This window comes from Leisingera sp. ABM4_060 (assembly GCF_056158765.1).
Genome location: NZ_JBSWTX010000001.1, coordinates 1905593 through 1930046, shown reverse-complemented (window position 1 = coordinate 1930046; position 24454 = coordinate 1905593). Strand labels below are relative to the sequence as shown.

The 24454-nt window shown below is 66.1% G+C and carries 24 protein-coding genes and 1 riboswitch; of the genes, 2 read left to right on the top strand and 22 right to left on the bottom strand.

Annotated features, from left to right (window positions below):
- Positions 1–21: 21 nt before the first annotated feature.
- The 5 genes from cobA to cbiE are packed head-to-tail and all read right to left on the bottom strand — an operon-like array spanning position 22 to position 4426.
- A complete protein-coding gene (gene cobA, locus ACXAEH_RS09585; RefSeq protein WP_475032302.1) occupies positions 22–744 on the bottom strand; it encodes a uroporphyrinogen-III C-methyltransferase in 723 nt (240 codons plus the stop codon).
- Positions 741–2060, bottom strand: a complete 1320-nt coding sequence (locus ACXAEH_RS09580) for a cobyrinate a,c-diamide synthase (RefSeq protein WP_475032300.1) — start codon at positions 2058–2060, stop codon at positions 741–743. Before ACXAEH_RS09580 ends, cobA begins: the two co-directional genes overlap by 4 nt.
- A gap of 4 nt (positions 2061–2064) precedes the next feature.
- Positions 2065–2859, bottom strand: coding sequence for a precorrin-4 C(11)-methyltransferase (gene cobM, locus ACXAEH_RS09575; protein WP_475032298.1), 795 nt, complete (start codon positions 2857–2859; stop codon positions 2065–2067).
- The gene (locus ACXAEH_RS09570) at positions 2856–3233 is read right to left on the bottom strand and encodes a cobalamin biosynthesis protein (protein WP_475032296.1); all 378 of its coding nucleotides are present in this window, start codon (positions 3231–3233) and stop codon (positions 2856–2858) included. Before ACXAEH_RS09570 ends, cobM begins: the two co-directional genes overlap by 4 nt.
- Positions 3230–4426: a precorrin-6y C5,15-methyltransferase (decarboxylating) subunit CbiE gene (gene cbiE, locus ACXAEH_RS09565; protein ID WP_475032294.1), complete on the bottom strand. Its 1197-nt coding sequence runs from the start codon at positions 4424–4426 to the stop codon at positions 3230–3232. The genes ACXAEH_RS09570 and cbiE overlap by 4 nt, the downstream gene beginning before the upstream one ends.
- Between cbiE and ACXAEH_RS09560 the strand changes: the two genes are divergently transcribed.
- Entirely contained in the window at positions 4425–5165 is a 741-nt protein-coding gene (locus ACXAEH_RS09560) for a cobalt-precorrin-6A reductase (RefSeq protein WP_475032292.1), read from the top strand. The two genes, cbiE and ACXAEH_RS09560, sit on opposite strands and share 2 nt — an antisense overlap.
- A 3-nt stretch (positions 5166–5168) precedes the next feature.
- Here the strand turns inward: ACXAEH_RS09560 and cobJ are convergent, their stop codons facing one another.
- The 7 genes from cobJ to ACXAEH_RS09525 all read right to left on the bottom strand — a co-directional run bounded on the left by cobJ (position 5169) and on the right by ACXAEH_RS09525 (position 13328).
- The gene (gene cobJ, locus ACXAEH_RS09555) at positions 5169–5933 is read right to left on the bottom strand and encodes a precorrin-3B C(17)-methyltransferase (RefSeq protein WP_475032290.1); all 765 of its coding nucleotides are present in this window, start codon (positions 5931–5933) and stop codon (positions 5169–5171) included.
- Positions 5930–6646: a precorrin-2 C(20)-methyltransferase gene (locus ACXAEH_RS09550; protein WP_475032288.1), complete on the bottom strand. Its 717-nt coding sequence runs from the start codon at positions 6644–6646 to the stop codon at positions 5930–5932. Before ACXAEH_RS09550 ends, cobJ begins: the two co-directional genes overlap by 4 nt.
- 5 nt (positions 6647–6651) lie before the next feature.
- Positions 6652–7281 (bottom strand): precorrin-8X methylmutase, encoded by a 630-nt coding sequence (locus tag ACXAEH_RS09545; RefSeq protein WP_475032286.1) that lies wholly within the window; start codon positions 7279–7281, stop codon positions 6652–6654.
- Position 7282: 1 nt separating this feature from the next.
- Positions 7283–8455 carry a precorrin-3B synthase gene (cobG, locus tag ACXAEH_RS09540; protein WP_475032284.1) on the bottom strand — a complete coding sequence of 391 codons (1173 nt, stop codon included), beginning with the start codon at positions 8453–8455 and terminating at the stop codon, positions 7283–7285.
- Complete coding sequence (cobN, locus tag ACXAEH_RS09535; protein ID WP_475032282.1) at positions 8452–11697, bottom strand: cobaltochelatase subunit CobN; 3246 nt, start codon at positions 11695–11697, stop codon at positions 8452–8454. Before cobN ends, cobG begins: the two co-directional genes overlap by 4 nt.
- 183 nt (positions 11698–11880) lie before the next feature.
- Entirely contained in the window at positions 11881–12915 is a 1035-nt protein-coding gene (gene cobW, locus ACXAEH_RS09530) for a cobalamin biosynthesis protein CobW (protein WP_475032281.1), read from the bottom strand.
- Positions 12916–12917: 2 nt separating this feature from the next.
- Complete coding sequence (locus ACXAEH_RS09525) at positions 12918–13328, bottom strand: DUF1636 family protein (RefSeq protein WP_475032280.1); 411 nt, start codon at positions 13326–13328, stop codon at positions 12918–12920.
- Positions 13329–13426: 98 nt separating this feature from the next.
- Positions 13427–13634: riboswitch (cobalamin riboswitch) on the bottom strand.
- Positions 13635–13684: 50 nt separating this feature from the next.
- Between ACXAEH_RS09525 and cobO the strand changes: the two genes are divergently transcribed.
- Entirely contained in the window at positions 13685–14320 is a 636-nt protein-coding gene (gene cobO, locus ACXAEH_RS09520; protein ID WP_039163474.1) for a cob(I)yrinic acid a,c-diamide adenosyltransferase, read from the top strand.
- A 193-nt stretch (positions 14321–14513) separates the two neighbouring features.
- On the opposite strand, the gene glpD is transcribed toward cobO, so the two are convergent.
- From glpD to ACXAEH_RS09470, 10 genes are all read right to left on the bottom strand, one after another.
- A complete protein-coding gene (glpD, locus tag ACXAEH_RS09515) occupies positions 14514–16091 on the bottom strand; it encodes a glycerol-3-phosphate dehydrogenase (protein ID WP_475032279.1) in 1578 nt (525 codons plus the stop codon).
- Entirely contained in the window at positions 16084–16869 is a 786-nt protein-coding gene (locus ACXAEH_RS09510) for a DeoR/GlpR family DNA-binding transcription regulator (RefSeq protein WP_475032277.1), read from the bottom strand. The genes glpD and ACXAEH_RS09510 overlap by 8 nt, the downstream gene beginning before the upstream one ends.
- Before the next feature lie 139 nt (positions 16870–17008).
- The gene (locus ACXAEH_RS09505) at positions 17009–18088 is read right to left on the bottom strand and encodes a DUF1513 domain-containing protein (RefSeq protein WP_475032276.1); all 1080 of its coding nucleotides are present in this window, start codon (positions 18086–18088) and stop codon (positions 17009–17011) included.
- A 15-nt stretch (positions 18089–18103) separates the two neighbouring features.
- Complete coding sequence (locus tag ACXAEH_RS09500) at positions 18104–19105, bottom strand: imelysin family protein (protein WP_475032274.1); 1002 nt, start codon at positions 19103–19105, stop codon at positions 18104–18106.
- A gap of 4 nt (positions 19106–19109) precedes the next feature.
- Positions 19110–20672: a di-heme oxidoreductase family protein gene (locus tag ACXAEH_RS09495; RefSeq protein ID WP_475032273.1), complete on the bottom strand. Its 1563-nt coding sequence runs from the start codon at positions 20670–20672 to the stop codon at positions 19110–19112.
- On the bottom strand, positions 20629–21117 hold the full coding sequence (gene bfr, locus ACXAEH_RS09490; protein ID WP_039163463.1) for a bacterioferritin: 489 nt from the start codon (positions 21115–21117) through the stop codon (positions 20629–20631). The genes ACXAEH_RS09495 and bfr overlap by 44 nt, the downstream gene beginning before the upstream one ends.
- On the bottom strand, positions 21080–21358 hold the full coding sequence (locus ACXAEH_RS09485) for a (2Fe-2S)-binding protein (RefSeq protein WP_475032271.1): 279 nt from the start codon (positions 21356–21358) through the stop codon (positions 21080–21082). Before ACXAEH_RS09485 ends, bfr begins: the two co-directional genes overlap by 38 nt.
- A gap of 214 nt (positions 21359–21572) precedes the next feature.
- Positions 21573–22586, bottom strand: a complete 1014-nt coding sequence (locus ACXAEH_RS09480; protein WP_475032270.1) for a porin — start codon at positions 22584–22586, stop codon at positions 21573–21575.
- Between the two features lie 87 nt (positions 22587–22673).
- Entirely contained in the window at positions 22674–23942 is a 1269-nt protein-coding gene (locus ACXAEH_RS09475; protein WP_475032269.1) for an imelysin family protein, read from the bottom strand.
- A 27-nt stretch (positions 23943–23969) separates the two neighbouring features.
- Positions 23970–24449 (bottom strand): hypothetical protein, encoded by a 480-nt coding sequence (locus ACXAEH_RS09470; protein ID WP_475032268.1) that lies wholly within the window; start codon positions 24447–24449, stop codon positions 23970–23972.
- Positions 24450–24454: the final 5 nt, after the last annotated feature.

Here is a 24454-nt window from a genome sequence, read left to right as displayed (position 1 = left end):
GGTCTTTCTCAGGCTGCAGGCTCATTCCGGATCGGCCAGCGGGCCATAGAGGATCAGCACCGGTGCGGTGGTCTCCATCTGCCGCAGCAGTGCCGGCAGTTCGCCCACCGTGTGGCGGTGCAGCGATTGCTCCGGGGTCGAAACTCCCAGTGCGACCAGCGCAGGCGTGCTTTCGGGCAGCCCGGCCTCCATCAGCTTCTCCGACAGGCCCGCAAAGGTGCGTTTGCCCATGTAGACCACGGTGGTGGCCTCCGCATCGGCCAGCGCCGCCATGTTCAGATTGTCGGGCAGGCCGCCAGTCACGTCATGGCCGGTGATATACTGCAGCCGCCGTGCAGTCATGCGCCGGGTCAGCGGGATGTTCGCCGCCGCCGCCGCCGCCGAGGCTGCGGTCACGCCGGGCACAATCTCGAACCCGATACCCGCGTCGCGCAGGGCGGTGATTTCTTCTTCCAGCCGCCCGAACACGCCCGAGTCACCGGATTTCAGGCGCACCACATTCAGGCCTGACGAGGCGTAATCCACCAAGAGCCGGCTCACATGATCCTGCTTGGGCGAGGGCAGGCCTGCGCGTTTGCCGACGCCGACCAGATCGGCGTCCTCGCGGGCGTGGCTCAGGATCGGACCCGAAGAGAGATCGTCAAACAGCACCGCATCCGCCGCCTCCAGCCGCTTCACCGCCTTGACGGTCAGCAGTTCCGGATCGCCGGGGCCGGAGGACACAAAGGAGACAAACCCGCTCATGCGCTTTCTCCGGTGATCAGGTGAAAGAAAGTGCCGGTCACATGGCCCTTGATCGAGCCGGTCTCCGGCACCGGGCCGCCGTCGGCGTCCATGACATTGGCCAGCGGCGCGTCGGGTTCTTCCAGAATGGTGGAATAATGGAACTCATGCCCGCGCAGTGCTGTGCCTGCGTCAAAGCCGGGCATCCCGGCTTGCAAGATGGCGCGGCGGTAGCCGAGGTGGAACTTGCGCTTCTCGTAAGAGGTCACGAGGCCCAGAAGGCCCAGCATCTGGTGGCGGTTGCCCTCCTTGTCAATGAGCGCCTCGCCCAGGGCCATATAGCCGCCGCATTCGCCATGCACGGGCTTGGTCTCGGCGTGCTTGCGGACTCCGGCGCGGAAGGTTTCGGCTGCGGCCAGTGTGCCGCCATGCAGCTCCGGGTAGCCGCCGGGCAGCCAGACCAGATCGGCGTCCGCCGCCGGGGCTTCATCCGCCAGCGGCGAGAACGGCAGGATTTCTGCGCCTGCTGCGCGCCAGCCGGTCAGCAGATGCGGGTAGGTAAAGGAAAACGCCGCATCCCGGGCCAGCGCAATCCGCTGTGCAGGCGGTTTGGGCAGGCTGGCCGGGGCGGGTGCCTGACCGGCCATGGCGGCGGCTTTGATTGCCTCGAGATCCACATGCTCACGCAGGAAGGCGGCATAGCCGGCAATCGCGGCTTCCAGATCGGGATGCTCCACCGCCTGGATCAGGCCCAGGTGGCGCTCCGGCAGGGTCAGGTCGCCGCGCCGGGGCAGGGAGCCCAGCACCTTGATGCCAGCCTTCTCCATCCCCAGCCGGGTGAGGCGTTCATGCCGCGGGCTGGCCACCCGGTTCAGGATGACGCCGGCAAAGGGCAGCTCCGGGTCATAGTTCTTGAACCCCAGCGCGGTGGCCGCCGCGGATTGCGCCTGGCCGCCCACATCCACCACCAGCACCACCGGCCAGCCCATCCGTTTTGCTGTTTCGGCAGAGGAGCCAAAGCCCGACTGCCCGCGCGTTGCCACACCATCGTACAGGCCCATCGAGCCCTCGCCGACGCAGATTTCTGCGCCTGCCGACTGGCTGGTGACCGCATCCAGCAGCCCGCCGTCCATCGCCCAAGTGTCGAGGTTGAAGCTGGGCCGCTTGGCCGCCGCCAGGTGGAACGCCGGGTCGATATAGTCCGGCCCGCTTTTGTAGGGCTGCACGGTCAGCCCGTCCTCAGCCAGCGCCCGCAGCAGGCCCAGCATCACGGTGGTCTTGCCGGTGCCCGAGGAGGGCGCCGAGATCATCAGCCCGGGAGGGTTCATGTTGGTCATGGCCTTAGTCGTCCCCATGGTTCCAGCTCGACCACGGGCTGTCGGCGCTTTGCGGCCGGTAGCGGCGGTCGTAATCGGCAGCGTACAGGCAGCTTTCGTCAAAGCCCTCGCCCTTCAGCACCGGCCCCACCAGAATGAGGGCAGTGCGGGAGATCTTCTCGTCCAGCGTTTCTTTCAGCGTCTCCAGCGTGGCGCGGAGGATCTGCTGGTCCGGCCAGCTGGCCCGGTAGACCACGGCCACCGGGCAGTCGCCGCCATAATGCGGCGTCAGGCTGTCCACCACATGGTCCAGATTGCCGATCGACAGGTGGATCGCCAGGGTGGCGCCGGTCTTGGCAAAGTTCTCCAGCGACTCGCCCTCAGGCATCGAGGACGCGCGCCCCGGTGTCCGCGTCAGCACCACCGACTGGCCGAGGCCGGGCAGGGTCAGCTCAGTTCCCAGCGCGGCAGCCGCGGCGGCAAAGGACGGCACGCCGGGGGTGACGCTGACGGGGATGCCCTCAGCCTTCAGGCGGCGCAGCTGCTCGCCCATCGCCGACCACACCGACAAATCGCCCGAATGCAGCCGCGCTACGTCCTGGCCTGCCTCATGCGCCGCCTTGATCTCTGCCACGATGGCCTCCAGGTCCATCGCTGCGGTGTTCACGATTTTTGCGTCCGCCGGGCAGTGGCTCAGGATCTCCTCCGGCACCAGCGAGCCCGCATAAAGGCACACCGGGCAGGACGCGATGATGTCGCGCCCGCGCAAGGTCAACAGGTCGGCAGCGCCCGGTCCGGCGCCAATAAAGTGAACGGTCATGGCTCAAGTCTTTCTGCTATGGCCGCGGTGGCAAGCCCATCCGCGGTGACAACTCTGGGAGCGAGGAGACGCGCCCGCGCCCCCGATGCCCCATGGCGCGCGCCGGCCAGCGCCGCGGCTTCCGCCAGCGACCCGGTGCCGAACCGCGCCTTGATCCTGGGCGAGCAGGTCAAGGTCTGCTCCCCGCTAATATCTTGTTCCTGCAAGGCAATCACCGGCAGGCCGGTAGCCCGCGCAAATTCCTGCATGGCAGGCGCTGCGGCCTTCTCCGCGATTGAAGCCAGCGCATCCACCTGCATCCCGGTCAGCGCCAGCGCCGCCTGCAAATCCGCCGCCGTGGCAGCACCGCGAAACCCGATCCCCGCCACTTTCATCGCGTGACGCTCCACTGAATGACGGGGCGTGCCCGCCGCCAGTCGCGCATTGAGCCCAAGGGCCCCGCCTCGGCAATCTCTGCCTTCAGCAGATGCCCGCCGCGTGCCGCATGGGCCTGCATCAGCAGGGTTTCGGTTTCCAGCGTGACGCCATTGGCCACCAGCCGGGTGCCCTCGGGCAGCAGCTCCCACAGGTGGTCCAGCAATTCTTGCGAGCCGCCGCCGCCGATGAACACGCAATCGGGCAGGGGGTGGCCCTCCAGCACATCGGGCGCCTTGCCCAGTACCGCAGTCATCCGATGGTCCAGCCCAAAGGCAGCCGCATTGGCGCGGATATTCTCCAGCCGGCTCTCGCGCGGCTCAAAGGTGATGGCCCGCGCAGCAGGCGCCGCCAGGCACCACTCCACCGAGACCGAGCCGGAGCCGCCGCCAATATCCCACAGCAGCTCGCCCGCCCGCGGCGCCAGCGTCGACAGGGTCAGCGCCCGCACCGGCCGCTTGGTGATCTGCCCGTCGCTGATGAAATGCGCATCCGCCAGCCCCGAGGTCTGCGGCAGCCCGGGCCGCATGGCCTCGATGGCCATAAGGACCGGAGCCCCCCCCGGCGGCAGATCCCAGCCCTCAGCCGTGGTGCGGTGCAGGCGTTCCTTGGGGCCGCCAAGCCGCTCCATCACGCAGAGCCGTGCATCCGGCTGGCCGTTTGCAACCAGCCAGGCCGCCAGTTCGCCGGGTGCCGTCCCGTCCCGCAGGGTGCAGATCACCCGCACACCCCGCCCCAACAGCGGCCGCAGCCGCGCATAAGGGGCTGCATGCAGGCCAAGGCACAGCACCTCTTCCAGCTTCCAGCCCAGATGGTTCGCTGCCAGCGCAAAACACGACGGCGCCGGGTATGAGACCCAGTCCTCCGCCGCAAGATCGCGCATCAGCGACCCGCCGGCCCCATGCCAGAACGGATCGCCAGAAGCCAGAACAGCGACCTTGCGCCCGCGCATTGCCAGCACCGGTCCGGTGGAAAACGGCACCGGCCAGGGCTGGCCTTTGCTGCCCGCACCCACCAGTTCCAGATGCCGCGGGCCGCCAAAGATCACATCAGCCTCCGCCAGCGCCTTCCGGCTTGCATCGCCCAAGCCTTCCAGTCCATTTTCGCCCAGACCAATGATTGTGAGCCAAGGGTTCGAGAGGCCATCAGACATGACACGCATCCTTCTTCTGGGCGGCACCACCGAGGCCTCGGCGCTTGCCAAAACCCTGGCCGAAGCAGGCGCGGATGCGGTGTTCTCCTACGCGGGCCGCACCGCCAAACCGGTCAGCCAGCCATTGCAGACCCGTGTTGGCGGCTTTGGCGGCAGCGAAGGCCTGGCGGCCTATCTGAAGGCCGGAAACATCACCCATGTTGTCGATGCCACCCACCCGTTCGCGGCGCAGATGAGCACCAATGCGGTGCAGGCCTGCGAAGCGGCGGGCGTGAAGCTCTGCGCCTTTGAACGCCCGGCCTGGCAAGCGGGCGAAGGCGACCAGTGGGTTCATTCGGACAGCATCGAGGGCGCGGTAAACGCGCTGCCCGAAGCCGCAGCGCGGGTGTTCCTTGCGATCGGCAAGCAGAACCTGACCCAATTCGCCGCCAAGCCCCAGCACCACTATCTGCTGCGGCTGGTGGACGAACCCGAGGCACCCCTGCCGCTGCCGCACACAACTGTCGAGATTGCCCGGGGCCCGTTTGATACGGCGGGCGACACCGATCTGATGCGGCGCCATGGCATCACCCATGTGGTGGCCAAGAACGCAGGCGGCGCGGGCGCCGCAGCCAAGCTCACTGCCGCACGCGAGCTGAGCCTGCCGGTCATCATGATCGGCAGGCCGCAGGTGCCCGAGCGCCCCGTCAAGGGCAGCGTGGCAGAGGTTATGGCCTGGCTGTCGCATCCCGCCGGCTAATCCCTAACCCTCAGCCGCGTAGCGGGGGGTATAGACATACTTGCCCACCCGCCGCGTGTCGCGGTTGCCGACAATCACCACGGTGCGCATGTCGGCCATCTCGGGCGTGGCGTCCTTCAGCGGTACGGTCAGCAGTTCCTGTCCCGGTTTGGTCACGTCGCGGGCAAAGGTGATGAGGGTGTCCGCGCCGCAAGCCTCGCGCAGGATTTCCAGCGCGCGGGCAAACTGATGCGGGCGGGATTTGGAACGCGGGTTGTAAAATGCCATCGCCAGCCCGGCCTCTCCGACCAGTTGCAGGCGCTTTTCAATCAGGCTCCAGGGCTTCAGGTTGTCGCTCAGGTTGATGGCCGCGAAATCATGCCCCAAAGGCGCGCCGATGGCAGCCGCGGCCGCCAGCATCGCGGTGATGCCGGGCAGAACCTTGATCTCCAGGTCCAGCCATTCCGGGTTTGCTTCTGCGTTGTTCTCAAGCGCCTCGAACACGGCAGAGGCCATCGCGAACACCCCGGGATCACCGGAGGACACCACCACAACCCGTTTGCCCTCAGCAGCCATTTCCAGCGCATGGGTGGCACGGTCGACCTCGACCCGGTTGTCGGTGGCGTGCAGGGTCAGACCCTCGCGCGGCTCGATCCGTTTGACGTAGGGGATATAGCCAACGATGTCAGTGGCTTCCGCGATGGCGTCGCGCACTTCCTGTGTCACCAGCGCCTCGTTTCCGGGGCCAAGCCCCGCAATCACCACCCAGCCGTTTTGCGATAGTTTCATGGCCGGCGCCCCTGTCCGTGAACCAATACGATGGAGAAGTAAGGCACTTCGCCGTCGATCTCCGAGAGCTTCTGCACCGTTTGCCCCGGCATGGTGCCGCGTTCGACCAGCCAGGCGTCATCGGCACGGCCCGCACGCTCCAGCGCGCGGCGCAGCTTGGGCAGGTTGCGGCCGATCTTCATCACCACCAGCGCGTCGGTTTCCGCGGCGCGCTTGGCCAGCTCATCCTCGCTGAGGGTGGCCATCGCCACGGTCAGCACATCGTCCCCCCAGGTAATCGGCTGGCCGGAGGCGGTCCAGCAGCCGGACATTCCAGTGATGCCGGGCACGATTTCCTGCGCGGCACGGCCTTGCAGCCGGGTGTAAAGATGCATGTAGGAGCCATAGAGGAACGGGTCGCCCTCGCAGAGCACCACCACATCCTCGGTTTGCGCGATCTCGGCCAGAGTATCGGCCCAGCGGTCGTAGAACTCGCCCAGCACCCGGTTGTATTCGGGATCCGAGAAATGGATCTCGGTTGTCACCGGGTATTCCATCGCGTGTTCGGTGACGCCGTCACCCAGCATCCCCTCGACAATGGCGCGGGCCTGGCCCTGGCGGCCTGCCTTGCGGAAGTAAGCGATGTGGCGCGCGTTTGAGATCAGCCGGTGCGAGCGGACGCTCATCAGATCGGGATCCCCGGGGCCAAGCCCTGCGCAGATGACTTTTCCCATGGGTCTTACTCTTTCCAGCTCGCCAGCGCGTTCACGGCGGCGACGGTGATGGCGGAGCCGCCCAGGCGGCCCTTTACGATCATGGAGGGAACCGGCAGGTCCTCCATCAGTGCATCCTTGGACTCCATCGCGCCGACAAAGCCCACCGGGCAGCCGATGATGGCGGCGGGGCGGGGGCAGCCCGGGTCTTTCAGCATATTCAGCAGGTGGAACAGCGCAGTGGGGGCGTTGCCGATGGCCACCACGGAGCCCGCCAGCTTGGGGCGCCACAGTTCGAGGGCGGCGGCGGAGCGGGTGTTGGACATTTCCTTGGCCATCTCCGGCACCTTGGGGTCGCGCAGGGTGCAGATCACCTCATTGTCCGCGGGCAGGCGCGGGCGGGTGATGCCTTCGGAGACCATATAGGCGTCGCAGAGGATCGGCGCACCGTTGGCCAGGGCTGCGCGGGCGGTTTCAGCCATGCCCTCGGAGAAGCGCACGTGTTCCTCCAGCCCCACCATGCCGGCGGCGTGGATCATGCGCACGACAACGCTTTCCTCGTCCTTGTTGAAGCGTGCCAGGTCGGCTTCGCGGCGGATGGTGGCAAAGCTTTCGGCGTAGATCGCGGCGCCGTTGGTTTCATAGGTGTGGAGCATGTCAGCTGCCCTCTTTCAGAAGTTCGGGAGCGGCGCGCAAGGCGGCGGCGCTCAGGCGGGTCTTTAGCGGGAGATCCGCGGCAGTGCCATGGCGGATCAGGGAGAATTCGTTTTCGCCGGTGGCGGTCAGGGTCAGCGGTGCGGCGCCGGGGCAGGCACAGCCCTTGGCGCAGCCGGAGATATGCAGCTTTGTCCCTGCAGGGAGATCTGCGGCCAAGTCCCGCGCAAGATCACGGGTGGAGGAAAGCGCCTGCAGGCAGCCGGGTGCGCCGGTGCAGGCAACCACTTGCAGGCGCGGGTCTGTTGCATCAAGGATCAGGCCGGGCAGGGGCGGCAGGCTGGCGGCGCCTTCTGCCAGCAGCGCGCGCCAGGGGGTGAGGCGGATGTCTCCGTGCTCTGCCAGCTGTGCCAGCGTTGCCGCGGGCATCTGTCCGAACTCCAAAGCGGCCAGTGTCCCCGCGGGGACAGCGCCGGGTTTTGCGCTGAAGCTGGCCTTTGGCACCGGTGCGGCATGCGCCGGCGGCGGCCCGCGGCGCGCGATGAGACGGTGCATCCTGCCACGGCCCTCGGGCGCGCCGCCTTGGGTCAGGAACCAGCGGGCGAGTGCCAAAGCATCGGAGACGGCGGATTCACGTGTGACGGGCTTGCCGGTGTCAGCGCCGTCGGCCCGCAGGATCAAGGTGGTGGCGGAACGTTCAATACGGATGTCGGCGGCAGTGTCTTGGAGCACTGGCGTCTCGCCGCAATCGACGGCAAAGCCGAATTTTCCCGGCAGCGTGAGGTCCGTGGCGGCTGTCAGCGCCGCGCTCAGTTCCGTGGCGATGGCGTGGGTGTCGTCGCCCTCAGCCCAGAAGGGGGCGAGCAGGACGTTGCGGCGGGCTTCGGCCTGGGCGTCCGGGTCGATCAGGCGGAGATCGCGCAAGGCCGCGATCAATTCTTCATGGGCGTCTTCGCGGATGCCGCGCATCTGGAGGTTGGCGCGGGCGGAGATGTCCAGCAACCCGTTGCCGAAGTCTTGCGAAAGCCTTGCCACACCGCGCGCCTGGGTAACGGTCAGTTTACCCATTGGCGCGCGCACCCGCACCACCAGCCCGTCGCCGGACATCATCGGCCGCAAGGCACCGGGGCACCAGCCGTAGACTTTCGGCGTTTGGGAGATGGCCCCGCCATTCATGCGGCGCCCTCCAGCTCAGCCATGATCGAGTTGCGCCGGGTGCTCCAGAGGCCCGCATCGAACAGGGCGCGGAAGCGGTCGCGCATGGCGGCGAGTGCCTCGGGGTTTTCGCGCTCCATAAATTCGACCAGATCATCGCGGCCCAGGGTGGCCTCAAAATAGAGGTCAAAGAGATGCGGCTGCACCACCTGCGCCAGATGCGCAAAGGCGGCCATGTGGTCCAGCGTGGCGGCGATCTCGGCGGCACCCCGGAAGCCGTGGTTCATCATCGAGGTGGCCCAGTCCGGATTGGCGGCGCGGGCGCGGGTGACACGGGCGATTTCCTCGCCCAGAGACCGCGCCTGCGGCTTGTCGGGGCGGGTGGCGTCCATGTGGTAGAGCGCCGGGGCGGTCTGGCCGATGCGGGCCATGGCGGCGGCAAAGCCGGCCTCATGCGCGGCATAGTCGGAGGCCACCAGCAGGTCGGTTTCCGGCAGGTCCTGCAGGTGCACAAAGCTGTCGGCGCCTTGCAGCCGGGTCTCCAGCGCTTCGCGGGCGTCGCTGATGGCGCCTTTGGCGTCGATGGCGTGGGAGGAGGCGTTGAGCCAGGCCTCGCCCGCCGCCTGGCGCGCCGCATCGGTGTAATCGTCCAGATGCGGGTTCATCGAGAGGCCGTACTGGCCTGGCTTGGGGCCAAAGACGCGCGGGGTCTCGGTGAGGTAGGGATTGTCGGCCTTGGTTTCCTCGCGCTGAGCCAGAGCCGCAGCCGCGGTTTCGAACATCTGGGCAAGGCCTGGGAAGACGTCGCGGAACAGGCCGGAGACGCGCAGGGTCACGTCGATGCGCGGGCGGTTCAGCATCGAGAGCGGCAGCACGTCAAAACCGGAGACGCGCTCGGAGCCTTCGTCCCATTTGGGGGAGAGGCCTGCGAGATGCAGGGCCATGGCAAATTCCTCGCCCGCGGTGCGCATGGTGGCGGAGCCCCAGAGGTCGATGACCAGCCCCTTGGGCCAGTCGCCGTGGTCCTGAAGGTGGCGGCGCAGCAGCTCTTCCGCCAGTTTGACACCTTGCGCATGCGCCGCCCGCGACGGCACCGCCCGCGGGTCGGTGGTAAAGAGATTGCGCCCGGTGGGGATCACATCGGCGCGGCCGCGGAACGGCGAGCCGGAAGGGCCGGGGGTGACGATCTGGCCATTGAGGGCGGCGATCAGGCCTGCGCGTTCCTCGGGCCCGCATTGGCCGGTGCCGAAGATATGCAGCCCCTCGCCGTACTGGCTTTCCTTGATGTCGCAGACGAAGGCGTCGATGCGGGTGATCGCCTCGGCGGGGGAGGTGTCGGGAGTGAGGCCGAGGTCAGCCTCCACACCTGTCCCTTGCGCCTCAGCGCGGATGTCGCCGATCAGGCGGTCGCGGCGGGCCGGGTCGAGGCCGTCGGCGGTGGAATATTCGTCCAACAGGCTTTCGAGGCGGGACATGCCCTCGGGCAGGTTGGTCTGCGCTAAGGGGGGCGGCAGGTGGCCGAGGGTGACAGCGCCGATGCGGCGTTTGGCTTGGGCGGCCTCGCCGGGGTCGTTGACAATGAAAGGGTAGGCGACCGGCAGCGGGCCGGTCAGCACCTCGGGCCAGCAGGCGCCCGATAGCGCCACCGCCTTGCCCGGCAGCCATTCCAGGGTGCCATGGGCGCCGATGTGGACGAGGGCGTCGGTTTGTGCCCGCAGCCACAGGTAAAAGGCGACATAGGCGTGGCGCGGGGTGCGGTCGAGGTCGTGGTAGTCATCGACGCGGGTTTTCACTTCACCGCGTTCGGGTTGCAGGGCGATGAGGGCGTTGCCAGCGCGCAAGGCTTTGAAATGAAACGCACCATCGCGGCAGTCTGCGTCTTCTTCCGGGTCTCCCCAGGCCTCGGACAAGCTGTCTTGCAGGTCTTGCGGCAGGGTGGAGAGGGCGGTTTTGTAATCAGAGAGGGGGACGCTCAGCGTCTCTTCCATCAGCCGAAGGCCGGTGTTTTCCTGTGGTTCAACCGTGTATCCTTGGTCCCACAGCTCGCGCAGGATCTCGTCGCAGGAGGCGAGCGCGTCCAGTCCCACGGCATGCGCCAGATTGTGGTCGCGGCCGGGGTAGGTGGACAGGATCAGGGCGAGGCGTTTGTCTGCATTGGGCAGTTTCGCGAGGCGGAGCCAGCCTTCAACGCGGTCGACGGCTGCTTTGATGCGGTCTGTGTCGGCGCGATGGGCAAAGCGGGAATACTGCAGTTCCGGATCTTTCTTGCCCGGGGATTTGAAACTGACAACGCCTGCGAAGATGCGGCCGTCGACCTCCGGCAAGACCACGTGCATGGCAAGGTCGGCGGGCGAGAGGCCGCGGTCGGCCTCGGCCCAGTCCTTGCGGCGGGCGGTGGAGAGGGCGACCTGGAACACCGGGCAGCCGGTGGCGGAGAGCGGCGAGGCGCTGCCGTCGGTGCCCTGGGCGGAAAACGCGGTGGCGTTGATGATGGCGGCAGGGGCCAGTTCCGGGAGCTTTGCGCGCAGCCAGCCTGCCGCGGCGGGGGCCTTGAGGCTGGCGGCAAAGGCGCCGTAGGCGGCGTAGCCGTGGGCGCGGAGCTCTTCGATCAGGGCATCCACCGGGGCGGTGTCGGCCGCGGTGAGGTAGGAGCGGTAAAAGCTCACCAGCACCAGCGGTTTGTCCTGCGGCGGCAGGTCGGCGAGCACGCCCTTGGCCGGGTCGTAGAAACCGTGTTCTGGTGTGGTTTTCAGGCCAAGGACGGGGCCGGCGTAAAGCCCTGCGGCCAGCGACAGCTGGGCAAGTGCTGCCTGGGCGGCAACGGCGCCGCCGGCGTCGCACAGGGATTGCAGGCGGCGCAGAGTGGAGACGGGCAGGGTGGACAGCTCATCAAGCCGCGCATCCTCGCGCCCGTCGGCGGGCAGGATTGCGAGGGCAATGCCCTTGCGGCGGGCCAGGTCCTGCAGGGTGGCAAGCCCGTAGGACCAGTAGCTTTCGCCGCCGATCAGACGGACAAGGACGCCCTTGGCGCCCTCAAGTGTTTGTTCCGCATAGACGTCGACCGATAACGGATGTTTCAGCGCGACGAGGTTGGCGACCCGGAGGCTGGGCAGTTTGCCCTCCGCCCGGTGCCAGCCCGCGGCGAAGGCGCCGAGGTCGCTGTCGGAGAAGGACAGCACCACCAGGTCCGCAGGGGTCTGCCCGAGGTCCTGCGGGGTGTCGGTCTCGTCAAGGCCGTGGCTTTCGCGGAAGACGACGTGCATGGGTCAGGCCTTTTCTTTCTGCCAGGCTTTAGGCGCTCTGAGGGCTGCGCCCGAGCCTGGGAGGGAGCGCATGCGCCCTCCCATTTTGCCGAAGGCAAACCTCCGGTTTGACGGGAGGGTCGGGCGCAGCCCGGCCTGCGGCCAGGCTATGTCATTGGAAATGATGCGCCAGACCGGCATTGCTTATGCCCCCAGCTCGGCGCGGATGGCCTGTTCGTCGATGTCGTCATGCTCGGCGATGACCACCAGGGCGGTCTTGCGCGGCTGCGCGCCCCAGGGCTGGTCGTATTGGGCACGCAGGCGTTCGCCCACGGCCTGCACAAGCATCCGCATCGGTTTTCCCTCCACCGCGACATAGCCTTTGACGCGCAGGATATTGCGCTCGCGGGCGAGTTTCACGATGGCATTTTGCAGCGCTTCCGGGTCGGAGACTTCGCCCATTTCGACAACGATGCTTTCAAAATCGTCATGTTCATGGTTGTGGTGGCCGTCGTGGTGGCTGGGGCGGGCGTCGAGATCATCTTCCGCAGCCGCTTCCAGGCCCAGGATGATGCGCGGGTCGATGACGCCTTCGCTCATCGGCAGGATCGGCAGCTTGCGCGGCGCTTCCGCCTCGATCACCGCGCGGGCCTTCTCGACGCCTGCGTCGCCGGCCAGATCGGCCTTGGACAGCAGCACGATGTCAGCGCAGGAGATCTGGTCTTCGAACACCTCGGAGAGCGGGGTTTCGTGGTCGATGCTGTCATCCGCCTCGCGCTGGGCGGCAACTGCATCCAGGTCGGGGGCAAATTGGCCCTTGGCGACGGCCTCGGCATCGGCCAGGGCGATCACGCCGTCGACAGTAATGCGGGAGCGGATCGCGGGCCAGTCAAAGGCCTTCAGCAGCGGCTTGGGCAGGGCCAGGCCGGAGGTTTCGATCACGATGTGATCGGGCTTCTCCGGCAGGTCCATCAGCTGTTCGATGGTGGGGATGAAATCATCGGCGACGGTGCAGCAGATGCAGCCGTTTGCCAGCTCCATGATGTTTTCCGCCGGGCAATTGTCATCGGCGCAGGACTTCAGGATGTCGCCGTCGACGCCGGCGGTGCCGAACTCGTTCACCACAACCGCCAGGCGCTTGCCTTGCGGGTTCTGCATCAGGTGGCGGATCAGGGTGGTCTTGCCTGCACCCAGGAAGCCGGTGATGACGGTGACGGGGATCTTGTTGAGATCGCTCATGATTACTCCTCGGAAGGGAAGGCGGCCGGCGGGATGCGGGCAACGGATTGTTTGCGGAATGCGGTGGGGCGCTCGCGCCAGGGCACCAGGCCGTCGGCGGTGGCGGCATAGGCGGCAGTGCCTGCCAGGATCTCTGGGATATGCTCCTCCGGGTCCATGTCGCCGTAGACATAGCTCCAGCGTTCCTCGCCGCCGGTCAGCAGCACGGTGCAGCTGCGCGAGCAGGCTGACAGGCATTTGACACCGCGCAAGGTAACGCCCTCGGGCATGCCGGCCTCTTTCAGGGCGTCATGCAGCAAGGTGCCGGGGCGGGTCGCCTCGGGGTCGGCGCCTTCGTTGCGGCAAGTGAGGCACACGGTCAGGGTGACCGGTCCCGGTTTGCTGGCAGCTTGATCCGCCATATCGTCAGCCATCGGCGCGCCTCCTGTCGCGGCAGGGCATGCGGGATGGCCGAAAAGGAACTGTCTCGTGCCAGCCCCTCACCCGGTCGCAGAACACCCCGTCTGCCCGTTGATCTCTCCTCTTGCTGGCAGGTCTCCCGGCTTGCGGATGCCAAGGCACGGGGGCCTTGCCGGCCATCCTGCCTTCCCGGGGGTGATCTCCCAGTGGCATGGCGGCCTCATCCGGTCACGGTCGCGGGGGCGGCTGTGCTTGAGCCTTGCGGCCTTCACATTCCCTCTTCGCCTGTTTTCACAGGAACCAGCGGAACCCCCTTGCGCTATGGCAGGCTTCTTTGTCAAGACATGGGGTCAAACAGCTGGAGCACACCATGAGCGAAAAGTCTGAAACCGTCATTTCAGAGGAAGAAGCCGCCCGCCACGCCTCGAAGATGGCCAAGAAGAAGGCCGCGCGCGACCGGATGATGAAGACCAAGGAGGGCGAGAAGGGCCTGATCATCGTCCATACCGGACCGGGCAAGGGGAAATCGTCTTCTGGTTTCGGCATGATCATGCGCTGCATTGCGCATGGGATGCCCTCTGCCGTGGTGCAGTTCATCAAGGGCGCCTGGCAGACCGGCGAGCGTACCCTGATCGAGGAGAACTTCAGCGATCTCTGCCAGTTCTACGCGATGGGCGAAGGCTTTACCTGGGAGACCCAGGACAAGGCGCGGGACATCGCTGCTGCGCAGAAGGGCTGGGAGAAGGCCAAGGAGATGATCCTGGACGAGCGTAACACCATGGTGCTGCTGGATGAGATCAACATTGCGCTGCGCTATGAGTATCTGGACCTGGAAGAGGTGCTGGAGTTCCTGGTGGAGCAGAAACCGCCGATGACCCATGTGGTGCTGACGGGGCGCAACGCCAAGGAGGAGCTGATCGAGATCGCCGATCTGGTGACCGAGATGGGGCAGATCAAGCACCCGTTCCGCGCCGGGGTGAAGGCGCAAAAGGGTGTGGAGTTTTAATCTCTTACAGGCGGCAAAAGGCGGCAAATCCGATCGGGCCTGAGGTTTTGCGCTTTGCTTTGCAAATCGCCGGGGGCGGGGGCGCTGCCTGCGGCAGCGCCCCCGCCCGGCCCAATGCTTTTCAGGGAACCTCTGGTTCCTTGAAAAGGGGCGGGAGTGCCCTCGTGTCTTGATGCCCCGCCTGCCTCCGCGCTTAAGCCGCCAGCCTCGCGGCTTTCTCGCTGATATAGGCATCCACCGCGGCGCGCTGCGCCTTATCCAGGCGCAGGCCCAGCTTGGTGCGGCGCCACAGATAGTCGTCGCCTGCGCGCACCCATTCCCGGGCAATTGCCCAGTCAAGCTCGCGGGTGGTGATGGTGGCGCCAAAGTCCTGGCCCAGATCACCGGCGGATTTGGCATCGCCCAGTACCGCCCAGGCCTCCAGCCCGTAAGCACGGATCAGCCGGGCCGCCCAATAGGGCGTCAGGAAGGGGTATTCCTTGGCGAGCCGGGTTTTCAGCTTTTCCACATCTGCCACCGGGAAATCACCGCCCGGCAGGGCCGCGCCCGCGGTCCAGTCGGCGGGCAGCTGCGGGAAGACCTCGCCGATCTTTGCCAGCGCCGCCTCGGCCAGCTTGCGGTAGGTGGTGATCTTGCCGCCAAACACATTCAAGAGCGGTGCCTGCGCCTGGTCCAATGTCAGCACGTATTCACGCGTTGCTGCGGTGGCCGAGCTGGCGCCGTCATCATAAAGCGGGCGGACGCCGGAGTAAGTCCAGACGATGTCCTCGCGGCTTAGCGGCTGCTCGAAGTATTGCGATGCGAAATCAACCAGATAGTCCTGCTCGGCCTCGGTGCACTGCGGCGCGGTGTCCGGGTCCGGATGGTCGGCGTCGGTGGTGCCAATCAGAGTGAAGTCGCCCTCATAGGGGATGGCGAAGATGATCCGCCCGTCGGTGCCTTGGAAGAAGTAGCAGCGGCCATGGTCGAACAGTTTCGGCACCACGATATGGCTGCCGCGCACCAGGCGCACGTTCTCGCGGCTGTTCTGGCCCAGCTTCTGGTGCAGCACGTCGGCCACCCAGGGGCCGCCCGCGTTGACCAGCATCTTGGCGCGGTGTTCCATCTCTTCGCCGGTGGCGTGGTCCCTGGTGCGGATCACCCAGTGACCGGCGTGGCGGTCTGCTGACAGTACTTCGGTGCGGGTCAGGATCTCTGCGCCGCGGGCCTGGGCGTCGCGGGCGTTCAGCACCACCAGCCGGGCGTCCTCGATCCAGCAGTCGGAATATTCAAACGCGGTCTTGAATTTGCTCTTCAGCGGCAGGCCCGCCGGGTCGGCTGCCAGGTCCAGCTTGGCGGTGCCGGGCAGGATGCTGCGTTTTCCAAGCGAGTCGTAGAGGAACAGCCCCAGGCGGATCAGCCAGGCCGGGCGGCGGCCCTTCATCCAGGGCATGACGGTTGTCAGCAGCTTGGACGTAGGGGTCTCGCTGTCGAACCGCATGTCCTTGTGAAACGGCAGCACAAAGCGCATCGGCCAGGAGATATGCGGCATCATCTTCAGCAGCACCTCGCGTTCGATCAGCGCTTCGCGGACCAGGCGGAACTCGAAGTATTCCAGGTAGCGCAAGCCGCCGTGGAACAGCTTGGTCGAGGCCGAGGAGGTGGCAGAGGCGAGGTCGTTCATCTCGGCCAGGGTCACCGACAGGCCGCGGCCGGCCGCGTCGCGGGCGATGCCGCAGCCGTTGATGCCGCCGCCGATGATGAAAAGGTCTGTGACGGGTGCATCAGTCATTTTCGCTGCTTTCGTTTTGTCCTGCGGTCAGGATGCGGGTGCCGGCGGCCTGTGCGGCCTCGGCAAATTCTGCCGGCACGGGCCGGTCGGTGATGACGACGTCCAGATCCGCCACGTCGCAAATCCGCACCGGGGCGGAGCGGGCGAACTTGCTGCCGTCGCAGATCAGCACTTTTTGGCGGGCGTTTTTCAGGATGGCGCGGGCGACAGACACTTCGCGGGCGTCATGGTCCATCACCGCGCCGTCCGCATCCAGTGCCGAGGCGCCGATGACGGCAAAATCCACCTTGTAACGACCAAAGAAATCAACCGCGTCCTCGCCCACGATGGCGCCGTCGCTTTGCCGCACGGTGCCGCCGGCCAGGATCAATTCCTTGGCCTGACCGCCCATCATCATGTTGATAATGTTTATATTGTTGGAAATCACCGTCAGGCCGCTGTGGCCGGACAGCACCCGGGCAACCTGTTCGGTGGAGGTGCCGATGTTGAGCGAAAGCGAGCAATTGTCGGGGATCACCTCTGCGGCCATGGCTGCCATCGCCAGCTTATTGCCCGCGTTCAGCTTGCGCCGGTCCTCGTACCCTTGACTGGCGGCGGAACTGACCCGGACGGCGCCGCCGTGGACGCGGGACAGCGCACCGCGTGCCGACAGGTCGCGCAGGTCCGCGCGCACGGTCTGCAAGGAGACGCCAAAGCGGCGGGAGAGATCTTCAACTTCGACCCGGTCCTGCTGGTTCAGCAAAGAGACGATTTCGTTCTGACGGCCAATGGCATCCATTTGCTTTCCTTTCGCTGCAATTCTCTAGCGTATTGCGTGCAGGGAGTCACGGTTTGTTTTCGTATTGGTTTCGCGGGCCCGCAAAACGAAAAGACGCGCCGGTTTCGGCGCGCCTTGGCTGGTTCTGGCGGAAGCGGGCTCAGCTAAGCGGGATCAGGTGGTTGTCCCAGGCCAGCTCCGCGCGGTCCAGCGGGTGCAGGCCAATGTCCGAAACCGCGACGAGCCTGCCGGTTCCTGTGCTGGCGGTGAACCCCGCGGCAGAGGGGGCCAGGCCGCAAACATCCGGCATCCTGTGTTCCTGCAGCAGGGTGCCGGAAACCGTATCCATCACTTGCAGCACCCCGCCGCGCGGCGAGGTGACGCCGATGTGCGATCCATCCGCGGAAAAGGCGATGGAGCCGCCGTAGCCCTGCATGTTCAGGATGCGGGGGTCGTCCTCAGCCAAAAGGCGCGCCGGGTTGCCGGGATGGTGCAAGCCCGCGGTGGGAACTTGCTCGCCCAGATCGCCCTGCCACTGCATGGCAAAGCCCACGGTGCCATCCACGCGCATAGCCAGGTGGCGGATCGAGTTCAGATGCAGTTCCCGCGGCAATTCCATCTGCTCTTGCAGGGTGCCGTCCAGGCTCAGATAGCTGAGGTTCGGGCGCATGACGGCCAAGTTCAGCTTGGCGCGGCCGCTGTCCGGGTGGGTCTCAATCCCGCCATTGGCCACCACCAGCCCCGGCGCGTCCCGGCGCAGAAGCATATCGTGCGGACCAATGCCGCCGGAGGCGAAGGCGCTGATCCGCCGGTAGCCGTCTGACGCGTCCCAGACGCCGATCACACCGCGGGCGTTTTCATAATCGTTTTCGGTGGTGAACAGGCGGCTGCCATCCGGCGAGAAGGTGCCGTGGCCGTAAAAGTGATGGTGCGAGGGGGGCTGCAGCCGGGCAATGGAGGCGCCGCTGCGGCAGTCGATCACATCGGCAAAGCGGCCCGGGCGGCGGGCAAAGGCCACCGCCTCGGGGCGGAGGGGATGGGCCGCGGCGGCGTGGCCGCGGGCGGGCAGGGGGTGGCGGAATAGGACCGCTCCGCTGGCGCTGAGGCCTGCGAGCAGGAAATCTCCGCCCGCGTCTTTGCCTGCCGATAGAAAGTCCGGGCTGCCGGCGCTGGCCCAGGTGGTTTGCGGGGCAAGGCCGGTGGCGAGAAGGCCGGACAGAAATCCGCGGCGGGAGGTCATGGTGCTTGCTTTCCCTTAGTCGCCGTCCAGCGCGTTGAAACCGGCCGCGACGCCCAGTGCGGGGCCGAGTTCATCAGCCATCAGGCGGCGCAGATCCTTGACCTCCTGCTGCAGTGATTCGATGCGGAAGCGGCTGGCGGGATCGGCCACGCCGGCAAAGACCGGGTCGCCGAGGTTTTCCGCCTTCATGCGGGCCGTGGCAAAGCCCGCGGTGATCTTGGCTTGCAGGTCCGCGTTGCCATCCGCGAGGGCCAGGGCCAGAGGCTCCAGCGCGTTCAGCGAGACCAGCACATGGTGCAGGCTGCGGCCCGAGCGGCGGGCCTCGGCGCGGTTGGGGCGGGGCTTTTCAAATGTGCCCAGCGGGCGGCCCAGGCGCATGCCGTCCAGTACTTGCAGGCCGGTGTTGAGGGCCTTGAACAGCTCCTGGATAACCTCAGCGTCATTCTGATAGCGGTTGCCGGGGCTGCGCATCTCGGCGGCGTAGTTTTGCTCCCAGTCCGCCTGGATGGCCTGGGTGGTGATGGCGATGCCGGTGCTGATGGCGCGGGTCAGGGTGCAGCGGTAAGCGTCGCTGCCGGCCGCCGAAAGCTGGGGGTCATAAAGCAGGTACTCCAGCGCGTAGAACCCGCGGGCGGCGATGGAGTAGGTGGCGAATTGGGCCGGGTCGGCGACACCGGGGTCTTCCTTGCGGATCAGTTGGCCAAGCGCCTTGGGCGTCTTGCCGCGGCTGTCGGGCCAGAAGGCCAGCGCAAAGGCGCGGCTGTCCGTTTCGGTGGGGCCGAAACGGAAGTGGCTGGCGGCGATCCAGGCGTCAAAGGCTTGGCCGTAGGCCGCGCGCAATGTTCCGGAGTCCGGGGCGCAATCTGCCTCGGCCGCTTGGGCCAGGGCGGCGGAGCCTGCTGCCAGCTCCTGGAAGGCGGGCAGGATCAGCTGGCCCACGATCTGCTCCGCGGGTTCTGCGGCGGCGATCGGGGCGGCGGCGAAGGCCAGGGCCAGGGAGAGGGCAAGTTTGCGCATGGGATCAGAGGCTTTCCAGGAAAGTGATCAGGGCGGCCCGGTCTTCCGGTGCCAGCCCCACGACGCGGTTCTTGGCCGCTTCCGCCTCGCCGCCGTGCCACAGGATGGCCTCCAGCAGGCTGCGGGCGCGGCCGTTGTGCAGGAAGGTGGCACGGGGCGAGACCTGTTGGGTGAGGCCAATCCCCCAGAGCGGCGCCGTGCGCCACTCGCGGCCCGTGGCGCGGGCTTCGGGGCGATTGTCGGCGAGGCCCTCGCCCATGTCGTGCAGCAGCAGATCGGAATAGGGCCAGATCAGCTGAAAGCTCTGCTCCGGGCGGTCCTCCAGCCGGTGGGTCACGTATTTCGGCACATGGCAGGCGGCGCAGCCGGTGTCGTAGAACATCTGTTTGCCGCGCAGCACCTTGGGATCGCCGGTGTTGCGGCGGGCAGGGACGCCGAGGTTGCGGCTGTAGAAGGTGACCAGGTCCATGTTGGGCTGGTCAATCTCGGTTTCACGGGAATCACCGCCGCCGTGCGGGGCGGCCTGGCATTCCGTCTGCAGATCCGTGCATTCGCCGGCATGGGCCGGGAACAGCGGGGTGGAGATGCCGATGTCACCGGAGAAGGCGCCTGCGGACTGCTGGTGCACCGTCGGGGTGCCGGCCTTGAGGCCGAAGCGTCCCAGCATGATCTGGCCGAACTCAGGCGACCAGACCAGGTTGGCGCGGCCGGAGATGCCGTCGCCGTCGGCGTCGTCCTCATCGGCATGGGCCAGGATGTCGGCGGCCGGGATGGCTTCCAGCAGGCCCAGGCCGATCATCGGCGGGGCAACGCGGGGGGAGAGCATGGCGCCCTCGGCCAGCGGGCCGTAGCCGAGGTTTGCGGCGCTATAGCTGGGGCGGCGCAGGGTGGCGGTGTCACCGCCGTTCAGCGCGACCTCGAATTCCTCATAGTCCACTTGCAGCTTGTATTCGGGTGCGATGCCGGGGGCAGAGAAATCCTGCAGCTGGGTGCCGTAATTGGGATCGGGTGCAGTGCCGATGTAATCGGTGATCTCCTGCAGCTGCGGCGGTACCGGACCCGGAGTGGAGACACGCAGGAACATGGCGGTGGAGTCGTAATCGGGTTGCTCCGGCACATGGCCGCGGCCGTCTTTCAGGTGGCAGCGCTGGCAGGAGCGGGCGTTGTAGAGCGGCCCCAGCCCGTCGGAGGCCTTGGTCGAGGCCGGTGAGAACACCCAGATCTTCTTGAACAGCCCGTTGCCGAGCTTGAACTCCAGCTCCTGCTCGAAGCTGAGGTTGGCGGAATGCTGCGAGAAGGCCTCGTCATCGCTGCGCGCACGCACGGTGGCCGCGCCCGCAGGCAGGTCTTCGAAGGCTTCCGGTTTGGTGAAATCCGCAGCCGGCGCGGTGACACTGGCAATCCGGGCGCGTTCTGCATCGCTGCGGGGCAGGGAGGAGAGATGCGGCTCGGCCTGGTATTTGCCGGCCAGGTCCTGCGCCGCAAGCGGGGTGGCCGCCGCAAGCGCGGCAGCCAGTGCGATGTCAGTCTTCCACGTCCGCCATCTTGGTGGCGTTGAGCTGGGCATAGTTTTCGGCGCCGATCCGGTCATGCAAATCAAGCTGCGTTTCGAGGAAGTCGATATGGCCTTCTTCATCCGCCATCAGCTCTTCAAATAGCTTCATGGTGACATAGTCGCCGGCGGCCTGGCAGACCTCGCGGGCCTCTTTGTAGAGCGCGCGGGCGTCCACTTCGGCGGCGAGGTCCGCTTCCAGGGTTTCCTTGGGCGTCTGGCCGATCCGCAGCGGGTCCAGTTTCTGAAGGTTCGGGTGGCCCTCGAGCAGCAGAATCCTTTCAATCAGTTTGTCCGCGTGCTGCATCTCCTCGATGCTTTCCTCGCGGCTTTTCTTGGCCATGCTGCCCAGACCCCAATCGTCCTGCAGCCGGTAATGCAGCCAGTACTGGCTGACCGCGGTCAGCTCGTGGCGCAGTGCTTTATTGAGATAATCTATGACCTTGGGGTCGCCCTTCATATACGCTCTCCTGAGTTTTCCCTGCCCGTAAATTTTGCAGTTGGGCAGGCACGCTCAGCTTAGCGTTGGACCTCATGGTGTCGAGAAAAAGCGGCATGCAGCCGCCGCAATCGGCGGATTTCCCCAGCGCGTGATAGATCTTACCGGGTGTAATTATCGTTTCAGGGTCAGCACTTCGCATCCAGTCGATGGCGGCGTGGATGTCGTGGTCCGATATATGCGTGCAGTGGCAGATGATCATGCTGCTCGCGTCCTTGCTCGCTGGTGCCAAAGGCCAAGTGATTCCGTTGGAAAATATATCTGACAGAAATGCTGGGGTTTCAAGGAGTATTCAGAGTAAAATACTTGGGATTGGGCGGCGCGGCCGCAAACCGCGAACAAAAAAGGGCCGCGCAGAACGCGGCCCTTGAGTTTGGTGGTGTTCAGGGGATGCCAAAACGTCACCGAGGGAAAGCTCAGGCGCCGAGCGGGATGATCAGGTTCACGCCGAGAACGGTGCTTTTGGTGCCGTCTTCGTCGACGCGGGCAATGCCGCCGCCCAAGGTGGCGCCGCTTTGAAACTCGTAGTCGGCGCCGATGGTGAGGAGGTCGGTTTCGCCGGAAGTGTCCAGGTCGCGGTGCACGTAGCCGCCGGACAGGGTGACGCTGCCGATGGTGTAGGCGCCGGTGAGGGTGGCATAAAGCGCGTCATTGGCGGTACCGCCCGCGTTGGAGAAGGAGGCGATTTCGCCATAGACGTCAAAGCCGCCGTCGAAGGCATGCGCAAGGCCGGCCACGAAGCCCTGCTCGTCATCCACATCGCCGGTTCCTGCGCTGAGGTGGCGGGCGCCGATGTGGAAACGGGTATCGCCGGCTTCCTGGCTCCACTGGATGGCAAAGTTGTCGAGAGTGCCGGTGTTGCCTGCGCCGCCGTCCGCGGTGCTGGTGCGGCCGCGGTCATAGCCGACAGAACGGCTGAGGCCGCTGTCATCTGCATAGAACACGCCAAAGGACAGGGTGCCCGCACCGTTCAGTTCGACATCGGCCAGGATGCCGATTTGCTCGACAAGCTCGTAATCCTCGGCGATGGCGCTGCCGAAGTAACCCGCCGCGTCGTCCCAGGCGGTGCCAAAGGCGGGCGCGAGCTTACCCACCGAAACGGTGGTGGCTTCACCGATGCCGAAGGAGACGCCCAGCTCTTCGATATAGACGCCCATATCATCAAAGGTGCGGTCATCAGCGGCGTCAGTCAGCGACTCGGCGGTAACGGTGGCAAACAGCTCCACGCCATTGCCAAAGCTATAGGCGCCGGAGGCGGTGATCACGGCAAAAGTGTCGCGGATCTCGGCGGTGGCGTCATCGGAAGAGACGACGCTTTCATTGGCCAGCTCGATTTCGCCTTCCCAGCTGAAACCCTGGGCCAGGGCTGCGTTTGCGCACAGGAAGACGGGGGCGCTGAGGGCCAGCGCCGCGGAAGTTTTGATGTTCATGGGGGTCTTTTTCCGGAGAGGAGCCGGGCCGCCGATGGCGGCCGGCTCCTGATTGATGGTTCAGCTCGTTAAGTGTGTCACGCGCGTTTATTCGAAGACTGCCGAAGGATTATCCAGGCTGTCGGAACCTTCAAATTCAAGCCCGTCCAGATTGAGCAGTTTCACGACGCGCTCGATGGAACGGGTTTGGTCGATCAGACCGTTGACGCCGCCCATGACCAATGTCTCGCCAGCGACATTGCCCTGCGCCAGCATCTGGTCGTAGGAGGTGCCTGCTTCGGCGGTGGATTTGATGCGGCCAAGCGCCTGCATGGTGGTGGACAGCTTGCCGCGCATTTCGGCGTCCAGATCCGCGTCCTTGGCGGCCACCAGATCGGACAGGGAGGGACCGGAGACCAGCGCGCCGTTCACCCGCACGTATTCGCCCAGATAGACGTTCTGCACGCCCAGGCCATCATAGTAGTGGCTGTTGTGGGTGTTGTCGGAGAAGCAGTCATGCTCTTCTTCCGGGTCGTTCAGCATCAGGCCCAGGCGCATCCGCTCACCGGCTTGTTCGCCATAGGACAGCGACCCCATGCCGGTCAGCATTGCGGAAATGCCGGCCTCTGGGTCGCCCAGCAGGGCGGTGCGGGCTTCGCCGGAGGCGGCCCATTGCGCAGCCATCCATTCCAGGTCGGACACCAGCAGATCGGTGGCGGCCTGCAGGTATTCGCCGCGGCGGCCGCAGTTGCCGTTGGTGCAGTCTTCACCGGCCGCAAAGTCAGTCCAGGGGCGGTCGCCTGCGCCGTTTTCAGTCCCGTTCAGGTCCTGTCCCCAAAGCAGGAACTCGACGGCGTGGTAGCCGGTTGCGACATTGGCTTCGATGCCGTCGGCCTCATGCAGGGCGCCTTCCAGCAGCTCTGGGGTGATCTTGGCCGCGTCGATCACCTTGCCCGACAGCTCAAAGCTGGGGTTGGCGATCACATTGAGCGCCGCCAGGGTGTTTTCGTCGCTCGGCCCGCCATAGGAGGCGTCGACATAGTCGATCAGGCCCTCGTCCAGCGGCCAGGCGTTCACCTTGCCTTCCCAGTCGTCAACGATGGCGTTGCCGAAACGGAACACCTCGGATTGCTGGTAAGGCACCCGGGCGGCGATCCAGGCAGCGCGGGCGGCTTCCAGGTTTTCGGCCGAGGGATGCGCGACCAGCGTGTCAACGGCGGCCTTCAGCGCTTGCGCGGTGATCAGGCTGTCCTGGTATTTGGCCTCGGCGATATTGGCGTAATTGGTCAGCACCGCAGCCTTGTCAGCGGCAAGGGCAGTTGTGGCGCCAAAGGCGAGACCGGCGAGGGCAGTGCCCGCGAGAAACAGGGATTTCATCAGCTAAGTCCTTGGTTGCTTTGGAATTCAGTGTAGGGTGGCCGCCGCGGGCCGCGCTGGTTGCTGCGGCAGATGCGGGGTCATGATCTGTTGCAGCAGCAGGCCGCAGTCAGCGGCAAGCTGCGTCAGCTCCTGCGCCTTGTGCGGGGTGACGATTAGCGAGGCGAGGATACGGGCGTCATCGTCCTGGCCCTCGGCAGCGGAGGCCAGCAGGTTGGCAAAGCAGTTTTCATCGGCGCCCAGGCATTTGCAGCTCATGCCGTGGCGCACCAGCGGGCGGCGGCCGTGGGCGGCGCAGAAGTTGCAGAGGAACCCGAAGGCCTCGAACGCCGCTTCGGCCATTTCAGGGCCGAAGTTCACCTCAAAGTCGCGGCGCATTTGCTCCCGGGTCTCGGAGCCGGAAAACCAGTGGCGCAGGTAGATCACGGCGCCGGCTTCCAGCGGCGGCAGATCGGACAGGGTGCCGACGGTGACGCCGCCACGGGGAGTGGATTGCGCAGGGCTCATGTGCG